General features: G+C 45.3%; 7 protein-coding genes. 4 read left to right on the plus strand and 3 right to left on the minus strand.

Annotated features, from left to right (window positions below):
• Positions 1-419 precede the first annotated feature (419 nt).
• Positions 420-1478, plus strand: coding sequence for a hypothetical protein (locus AC06MN_RS08165; RefSeq protein WP_475671872.1), 1059 nt, complete (start codon positions 420-422; stop codon positions 1476-1478).
• Here AC06MN_RS08165 and AC06MN_RS08170 read toward each other — a convergent pair whose 3' ends face one another.
• Positions 1479-1844 carry a DUF4296 domain-containing protein gene (locus AC06MN_RS08170; RefSeq protein WP_475671873.1) on the minus strand — a complete coding sequence of 122 codons (366 nt, stop codon included), beginning with the start codon at positions 1842-1844 and terminating at the stop codon, positions 1479-1481.
• Between the two features lie 73 nt (positions 1845-1917).
• Positions 1918-4122: a DNA helicase RecQ gene (gene recQ / locus AC06MN_RS08175; RefSeq protein WP_475671874.1), complete on the minus strand. Its 2205-nt coding sequence runs from the start codon at positions 4120-4122 to the stop codon at positions 1918-1920.
• A 105-nt stretch (positions 4123-4227) separates the two neighbouring features.
• Here recQ and AC06MN_RS08180 point away from each other — a divergent pair, with 105 nt between their 5' ends.
• Both AC06MN_RS08180 and lptB read left to right on the plus strand, forming a co-directional pair.
• The gene (locus AC06MN_RS08180; protein WP_475671875.1) at positions 4228-5193 is read left to right on the plus strand and encodes a KpsF/GutQ family sugar-phosphate isomerase; all 966 of its coding nucleotides are present in this window, start codon (positions 4228-4230) and stop codon (positions 5191-5193) included.
• Between the two features lie 393 nt (positions 5194-5586).
• A complete protein-coding gene (gene lptB, locus AC06MN_RS08185) occupies positions 5587-6324 on the plus strand; it encodes an LPS export ABC transporter ATP-binding protein (RefSeq protein WP_475671876.1) in 738 nt (245 codons plus the stop codon).
• A 723-nt stretch (positions 6325-7047) separates the two neighbouring features.
• Here the strand turns inward: lptB and AC06MN_RS08190 are convergent.
• Positions 7048-7401 carry a hypothetical protein gene (locus AC06MN_RS08190; protein WP_475671877.1) on the minus strand — a complete coding sequence of 118 codons (354 nt, stop codon included), beginning with the start codon at positions 7399-7401 and terminating at the stop codon, positions 7048-7050.
• Between the two features lie 247 nt (positions 7402-7648).
• Here AC06MN_RS08190 and AC06MN_RS08195 point away from each other — a divergent pair, with 247 nt between their 5' ends.
• On the plus strand, positions 7649-8407 hold the full coding sequence (locus AC06MN_RS08195) for a DUF6261 family protein (protein WP_475671878.1): 759 nt from the start codon (positions 7649-7651) through the stop codon (positions 8405-8407).
• The last annotated feature ends 293 nt before the right edge of the window (positions 8408-8700 follow it).

Genomic DNA, 8700 nt, shown 5'->3' on the forward strand with positions numbered 1-8700 from the left:
GGAATCAGTAGCTATGGAAAACATAGGAAATTTTCTTCAAAGTTACTGATTTCCAAGATATTATGCAAGTGTTTTAACTAAAAAAACACCGGATTTTTCCGTTTTTTTGCTCTTCTTGAAATTTTTGTCATGTACTAAGAAGTAACGCTTAAAAAATAAATTGTAACACATTTCGACGTTAGCAATTGTTTTCTTGTTAAACGCAAATTGCCACAAATTATGCAAAAAATTAATGTGAATTAACTGATATACATTTAATTACAGCCTTTACTAATTTATGATTCATTTACGAAAATTTGCGTTTAGCGAAGCGAAAAAACAACTATTATCGTTACAGGTTATTTTTTAATTCTCACAAAAATTCTTATTTTTGGTGCGAAATTTGTAGGTTTTTATGTTTGTCATTAGATTTTAAACTTATGAAATACGTGAAATTTATTCCCGTCTTGTTGCTCGGCTTCATGGCTGTATCGTGCAACACGACAAAGAAACTCTATGAAAATCAGGAATATGACCAGGTGATTCAGCGCGTGGTTCCTGAGATTCATTCGGGCAAGTACAACAATAACGATGTCGAGATGCTTGCGGCTTCTTATCATCGTGCAAACCAAGCCGACCATCTGAAAATCCAGACTTTGAAGGAGTCGGGCAAACCTGAGGCTTGGCCTGAAATCTATCAGCGTTATTGCGCCATGAAAGGCCGTAACGATGCTTTGAAGGATCTTTCGCCAGCCTTGAAAAAGGATATGGACTATGGCAAATTGCATCTCGATGAGGAAATCATCACTTCGCGCAATAAGGCGGAGAGCTTTTTAGTGGCAAAATGCAATGTCCTGCTCGATAGTCGGACTAAGGAAGATGCCGAAGAAGCCGAAAAATACATCGCCCAATTGCGCAGGACGAATCCGGAAAACTCTCACATTCAGGATTTTCGCTTGAAGGCATTGCTTCATTCTTCTGAAAACGTGTTGATTCAGTTTGAGAACGAGTACAAGTATCTCATGCCGGATGAATTTGAAACGGAAGTGAGGAACTTCGATGCTGATGAGTTTGCCCCAAGCCATGCCAATTTCTATTTGACGGAGCATAGGAAAGTGCATTACGATTTGCTCGTGACGGCGGTTTTGGAGGATGTGGTGACAACGCCCGAACGCACCGATGCCGTTACTTTCAAGGAGACTTTGGGCGACAAGACGGCTGAAGTCACAGATAAGTCGCAGTCGAAGAGCGTGACGCTCAAGGGTCATTTGCGTTATTATGATGTCAATTTGGGCCGCGACCATTTCTCAATCCCGTTTGAGGTTACTTCATCGTTCAAGCACGATTTCTCAACCGTGACCGGCGACCGTGAGGCTTGTTCTCAGGAAACATTGCGGAAAATCAACGAAAAGGCAGTGCCATTCCCAACCGAAGACAGCATGTTGATTGATGCGGCCAAGCAATTGAATGACTTGATTGCCAATGAATTGAAGAAATGATTATTCTTTGGTTTTGAGCTTTTCCTGCTCTTTCACCAAACGCTTATAAACGGAGTCCGTGATTCGCTCGAGAATTGCGGGCTTTTCCGTATAATAGCGTAGGTTTTCACTGAAAATACTGTCGGTAATGCCGTAATGCTCAAACAGTTGATTGTAGTATAGGTTGTTGCGTCCCTGAATGTCTTCGCCTTCGGAACGGCGGAAGTTCAGTTCGCCTTCAATCAGTTGGACATCAGTGAGAATGTCAATCATTTGGGTCTCGTTGAGAAGTGTTTCGGGTGGTACAATAGTATCTTTTGCGCCACAAGCCGTGAGGAAAATGGCGCAAAGGCAGGTCAGAAGGATATGGTTAAATCTCACTTTCATTTATATGCCTGTGGAACGTAAAGACGCACGGCCGTACGTCTCTACATGCCAATAAATTATGGCTAATCTAAACTTAGTTTCCGACATCCGACATGAACTTGATGCGCATCAGGCGTACTTCGTCTTCTTCGTATTCGTCTTCGCCCAATTCTTCCAAAGCCTTCTTGATGTCGTCCGATTCGGCTTCCTGGAAATAATCCAAAATGTCTTCCTGATGGTAAATGTCGACATTGTCTTCAATGTAATAGTTCAGGTCGAGGTGGGTTCCGGAAGAAACAATGCTTTCGATTTCCGTAAGCAGTTCGCTGAACGTCAGTCCTTTGCCGTAGGCAATATCGTCAAGCGGAATCTTTTTGTCGATGTTGGTGATGATGCCGATTTTCAGTGCGGAGTTGTTGACCACCGATTTCACCACCATGTCGTTCGGACGCGTGATGTCGTTTTCCTCGACGTATTCCTTAATCAACTTGATGAAAGGCTCACCGAACTTTTCGGCCTTGCCGGCGCCAACGCCTGCAATCTGGGTCATTTCTTCCTTGGTGATAGGATACTGGATGGCCATGTCTTCGAGCGACGGGTCCTGAAAAATGACGAAAGGCGGCAGGTTGTTCTGCTTGGCAATGGTCTTGCGCAGGTCTTTCAGCATGGCGAACAGGGTCTTGTCGGCGCCGCCGTCCTTGCTCATGCCCATAGCCAATGCCTCGGCTTCTTCATCATCAGAGTTTTCGTAATCGTGGTCCTTGACGAGCATGATGGTGTAAGGCTTCTTGATGAAGTTGCGGCCTTCCTTGGTCAGTTTCAGGATACCATAGTTTTCTATGTCTTTGGAAAGCAGTTTGTTGACCAAAGCCTGGCGGATGACAGCTGTCCAATATTTTTCATCGTGCTCATCGCCGGCACCGAAAAACTCGTTGTTTTCCTGCTTGGCGGCCTTGATGTCGCCGGTGAGTTTGCCGGAAAGCAATTCGGCGATATGCTTTGTCTTGAAAAGCTGTTTGGTGTCCTCGATGGCTTCAAGCACCAATTGAATGCTTTCCTTGCCGTCGAATTTTTCTTTTGGTGAGCGGCAGTTGTCGCACGAGCCGCAGTTCTCCTTATTATATTCCTCGCCGAAATAATGCAATAGCAAACGGTGACGGCAAACGGCTGATTCGGCGTAGGTTACTGTCTCGTTCAGCAATTCGCGGGCGATTTCCTGTTCGGCCACGTTCTTGCCTTTGTTGAATTTTTCCAGCTTGTGGATGTCTTCGTAGTCGTAGAAAGCAATGCAGTTGCCTTCGCCACCATCGCGGCCGGCGCGGCCTGTTTCCTGATAGTAACCTTCAAGGCTCTTTGGAATGTCGTGGTGGATGACGAAACGCACATCAGGCTTGTCGATGCCCATGCCGAAAGCAATGGTTGCCACGATGACATCGACTTCTTCCATAAGGAACTTGTCTTGGTTTTCCTTACGGGTCTGGCTGTCCAAACCTGCATGATAAGGCAAGGCTTTGATGCCGTTGATGGCAAGTGTTTCGGCTAGTTCTTCAACCTTTTTGCGGCTGAGGCAGTACACGATGCCTGATTTGCCCGGATTCTGCTTTATATATTTAATAATGTCCTTGATGACGTCTTTCGTTTTCGGCCTTACTTCGTAATAAAGGTTCGGGCGGTCGAACGACGACTTGAAGATTTTGGCATCAAGCATTTCGAGATTCTTCAAAATGTCTTGCTGAACCTTTACGGTGGCCGTAGCGGTCAGGGCAATGATGGGGAGCTTTTCACCAATGGCGTTGATGATTGGGCGCAGACGGCGGTATTCGGGACGGAAGTCGTGGCCCCATTCCGAAATGCAGTGTGCTTCGTCGATGGCAACGAAAGAAATCTTCAGACCGCGCAAAAATTCGACGGTCTCGTCTTTCGTGAGCGATTCAGGCGCCACATAAAGGAGTTTGGTCTTACCGCTTTTCAGGTCTTCCCTGACCTCAATCAGTTCGGCCTTCGAGAGGGAAGAGTTCATCACATGGGCGATGCCGAGTTCCGTTCCAAAGTTACGGATCATGTCGACTTGGTTTTTCATCAAGGCGATGAGTGGCGAAACCACTATGGCTGTGCCTTCCGACATCAAGGCCGGCAATTGGTAGCACAGCGATTTGCCGCCGCCAGTCGGCATCAGCACAAAGGTGTTGTTACCGCCCAGAATGCTTTTGATGATATCTTCCTGGTTGCCTTTGAACTGGTCGAACCCGAAAACCTCTTTCAATAACTTGTGAATTGCAGTTTCTTCTTTTTTTGCCATTGTAAACTCCTTTTGGTACTTCAAGATTTTTGACTAATTTTGCAATCTCATTTGAGACAAAATTATAGCTTTTAGCTTTTATGACGCAAGAAAATTCAAGAAAAAATGCAAAAAAATCAGGATATTCTTCAAATTGCAAATCAAGTGATTGAAAATGAAGCGGATGCAATAGCTCATTTAAGACCTCTTTTGGACGATGATTTTGTAAAAGTGGTTCGTTTGATTCTTGAAAGTCGTGGAAACCTCGTGTTTTCAGGCATAGGGAAGAGCGCCCTCATTGCCCAAAAGATAACGGCTACGATGAATTCAACGGGAACTACATCCGTGTTTATGCACGCAGCCGATGCCATTCACGGCGATTTGGGCATGATTCGTGAAGGCGACATCGTGATTGTACTTTCAAAAAGCGGTGAAACGCCCGAAATCAAGGTCCTGGTGCCGTTGATCAAATTGCGTGGCAACAAGATTGTGGCCATTGTGGGCAATCGCAAATCGTTTTTGGCCGAACAAGCCGATTTCATCCTCGATGTTACTGTGTCAAATGAAGGCATTCCCGGCAATCTGGCTCCCACTTGCAGCACAACGGCTCAGTTGGTTATGGGCGACGCGCTCGCTTTGACCTTGATGCGTGGCCGTGGTTTCTCGAATGACGATTTCGCCAAATTCCATCCGGGCGGTGCGCTTGGCAAACAGCTGTATCTGCGTGTGAAAGACCTTTACACGAAAAATGAAAAGCCTGAAGTCGGACCTGACGACAGTCTGGCACAAGTCATTATCGAGATGACCAAGAAATGTTTAGGTGCTGCCGTTGTTACCGAAAACGGCAAATTGATTGGCATCATCACAGATGGCGATTTGCGGCGTATGCTGATGAAACATCCTGACATCGAAAAAATCAAGGCATCTGAAATCATGACACCTAATCCGAAGACCATCGGTGAAAATGCGCTTGTCGCCGATGCGTTGGGTATTATGCGCCATAACAGCATTACCCAGTTGCCTGTGGTGAATGGCGAGCATTATTTGGGCGTCGTTCATCTGCATGATATATTAAAGGAAGGCATTTTCTGAAATCACATAAGTAAAGATAAGTAGGTGAGCAAAATTAGTTTACATATTGAAAACGAGGCATCGAGGTCGCGGGAATGCGAGATTATGAGGCATTCCGGCATCCCGAAGCCTCGCAGTCTCGAAATCCCGTGTCCTTTATATATAATGTAGTTTAATTTTAAATAGTTACTTAAATAATAAGTTGGGACAAATTAAACGCAAATCAAATGTTATTCTTTTGAAACGTAAATTGCCACTAATTAATCGTTAATTAATGTGAATTAAACTGATAGGGAAAATGATTAGAAATTTCGATGATTTACGTTTTATTTACGTTAATTTGTGTTTAGCGAAGCGAAAAATAGATATTTTTGTTCCAAGTTCTTTTTCAATTCACACTAAAATCACGTTCTTATGAAACTCTGGACTCAAGATTTGGTCAAGAAATACAAGCAACGCACGGTTGTAAAGCAGGTCAGCGTTGAAGTCAACCAAGGTGAAATTGTCGGTCTTCTTGGGCCGAATGGCGCCGGTAAAACAACCACTTTCTATATGATTGTCGGTCTCATCAAGTCTAATTCCGGCAAAGTTTTTCTCGATGATCAGGAAATTACGGCTGAACCTATGTATAAACGTGCTCAGTTGGGCATTGGCTATCTGGCTCAGGAAGCGTCAGTTTTCCGCCAAATGACCGTTGAGGATAACATTCTGTCGGTCATGCAGTTTAAGAAAAACCTTTCCAAAGACCAGCAGAAGCAGAAACTGGAAGACCTTTTGGATGAATTCGGCTTGCAGCATGTGCGCAAAAACAAGGGTATACAGCTTTCGGGCGGCGAGAGAAGAAGGACTGAGATAGCACGCGCCTTGGCCACCGACCCGCATTTCGTCCTTTTGGATGAGCCTTTTGCCGGTGTCGACCCAATTGCCGTCGAGGACATTCAGCGCATCATTTTCAAGCTGAAGCGCAAGAATATCGGCGTTTTGATTACCGACCACAATGTGCATGAAACGCTTTCGATAACCGACCGTGCCTATCTGCTTTTCGATGGTACGGTCCTGATGTCGGATGTGCCTGAGAAACTGGCTCAAGACCCGCATGTGCGCGAGGTATATTTGGGCCATGACTTCATTTTCCATAAAAAGGAACTGTGATCTGGTTTTTGGACGACTACAGATTTGATATTTTCTCCCGCAGATGCCGCTGATTTGCGCAGAGTTTTTTTTGAGCCGCTGATTTTGCAGATACAGTTGATTTTTAGATAACTACAGATTTGACAGATTGAACGGAAAAATTTTGATGCGCCCTTCGAAAAGCCCCTTCGACAGGCTCAGGGAGCGCAGGGAGCAGCGCATGAATTTTCACGGATTGGCTGGCGCACGAAAAGAAATTTACTCAAAATTTACTCGAAAAATTCACTCCGAATTTACTCTCTCCCGCCTTGGCGGAACATGTTTTTTTCTCCCGCTGATTTCGCTGTCTTTCGCAGAGGATTTTCAACTACAGATTTATTTTCTCCTTTCAAATTCAGTAAGGATTTTTAGATAGATTTTCAGTAAGGATTTTGAGCGGAGCGACCTCTAATGGGAGAAGCCTTCGGCTATTTTTAGTAGGATTATCAGTTGGGATTTTCAGCAGGATTTTTTATAGGAACCGCAGATTGCACAGATGCCGCTGATTTTACACGGATTAAATTTCAGACGCGCATCCTTCGATAAACTCAGGAGCAGCGCATGAATTTTCACGGATTGGCTGGCGCACAAAAAAAGAAAAAAACTAAAATTTGCGCAAAAAATCGCTCCATCCCCCTTGCGGAATTTTTCAAAATATATTACTTTTGCACCTCGATGATTGGGAACCAAAAACCGCCTCATTCATTATGAAGCCTTCAGCGTGGATGTTCTCGGGTTAGGTAGCCTTTCATCACAGTAAAACAATAACTCGGAAAACTGCATGGTCAAAAGTGACGACAACAAAAACGGTAATTCATTTGCAATGACAGTTTGTGATGGTTCACAAAACGATAAAGCATTTGCAATGGCAGTTTGTGACGCTTCACAAAGCGACAAAACATTTGCAACGGCAGTTTGTGACACTTCACAAAACGACAAAGCATTTGCAACGGCTCTTTGTGACACTTCACAAAACGACAAAGCATTTGCAACGGCACTTTGTGACGCTTCACAAAACGACAAAACATTTGCAATGGCAGTTTGTGACGCTTCACACAACCTTATGCAGTTTTTCGCACCGAAAAGAACAATTCGGGGAAGCCACACGCCGCAATGCGATGCCGTGTCTGTTCCCGCCCTTCTGCCGAGGCAAATACATTCTTACGGCATAACCTGCATTCATCCAAAAGACAACACTATCAAATTCAAATCATTATCCCAGGGCTTTTTGTTAGAACGTGAAGAAAGAAGGGAAAGACATTATGGATGCGGATGGCCATTATTTTCATTGAAAATGAAGAATGTATTGCTAGCTTCGAACTGTCACACTTCAGAAGTGTCGGCAGTTGCCACTCGCCTGGTGGCGCTATACCAAGGCCTGGAGTTCCCAGAGGACTCATATCTCACCAACGCCATGGCAGACTTCAGCAGTCTGTCGGAGCGTATCACCGCGGCTGTCGACCGCAGCGTCTACACTGCCTATGGCACTGAAGACAAAAACCGTTGCCAGTGCTTGCGTTCGTTTCATCATCTTTTGGTCAGCTCAAAAGGCTCGCAGGATGCTGTGGTGCGCAACAGCGCCATGGCCATCGCCGAGATTTTCAAGCCCTACGGACTTGCCATCTTGCGCAAGGGCCTCGATGAGAAGACCGGTCACATCAATGCGCTGCTGACCAACCTCGGCGAGGATGCCATGCAGCTGCATGTGGCCAACATCCTGGGCATGGCGGACTGCCTCGCGCAGCTGCAAAACGCACAGACCGCTTTCGAGGCGAAACGTGCCGAGTACCAGACGCGCCGTGGTGCCATGCGTAGCAGCGATTCGGCTACCGCACTCAAAGGCCAGATTCTCGTAAAGCTGAACTCCGAGCTGATTCCATACTTCCGGGTAATGGATACAGCAAAGGGAGGCAGTTACTCCGAGTTCTATGCCATGATTTGCGAAGTCGTCGAGTCGGCCAATGTCACGGCCAGTCTGCACCGTGGCCGCAAGAAAGCCGCTGCCAAGGATGAAACCACAGACGAATCCCTTCAACCCACCGAAGAAGGAGGTCTGTCGGCTTAACCGTTACTTTGTTTTCTCTGCTTAACTTGATTGCTCCAAAAACAAACTATTAAGCAGTAAGGCAGTCCCTATCGGAAAAAGGCCATCCGCCATCCGTAATTTGGGACTGCCTGATTTTTTTGCTTTAATTACCATATAATAAAAATAATATGACCTTAATTCCGCACACCTGTAATAGATTAAAAGGAATAAAATCCTGAGCAACAAAAAGTTGCCCAGGACATTGCCATGTCAGGATTTTCACCTATCTTAGTGGTGGAAAAACAAAACAAGCAAAAGACTGACAGACATGG

It is taken from the genome of Candidatus Limimorpha sp., from assembly GCF_056203535.1.